Here is a 473-nt window from a genome sequence, read left to right on the forward strand (position 1 = left end):
TAAGCATTTTGAACTATCTGCCTTGGCTGCTTTTCAAAAAAGATCCAAGAATCATAAGATTCCTAACAATTCTAAATTTGATAAAGCTACTGATTTTATTTCTCTTGTTGAAAACGAAATCAAATCCAACAAGCTTTCCTCTATTGATGAAACCATCAATTATTTGATTATTCATCAAAGGGATAAAATTAATGATATGGAAACTGTTTCCACTAAAACCTTTTATAACTATGTTCATCAGGGTAAAACCTCTATTAAACCTATCGATCTTCCTCGCATGGTCAGAAGAAAAACAAAGAAGAACTGGAAGACATATATTCCTAAAAGACAAAAGGGGGTTTCTATTACTGAAAGGTCTGAATCTATCTATTCCAGAGAAGAGTTTGGTCATTGGGAGGGCGATTTGGTTACTGGTCCTAGAGATGGTCAAAATGGTGCTTATCTTACTTTGTTGGAAAGAAAAACTCGATTTT

The 473-nt window shown here is 33.4% G+C and carries 1 protein-coding gene; it reads left to right on the forward strand.

Annotated elements, in window-relative coordinates; genetic code table 11:
- A partial coding sequence (locus OCV55_RS13930; protein WP_147580919.1) for an IS30 family transposase occupies window positions 1–473 on the forward strand: 473 nt, incomplete at both ends.

Origin of the sequence: [Clostridium] ammoniilyticum (assembly GCF_025566905.1) — a bacterium.
In the GTDB taxonomy this organism is placed as follows: Bacteria; Bacillota_I; Bacilli_A; order Erysipelotrichales; family Coprobacillaceae; genus Faecalibacillus; species Faecalibacillus intestinalis.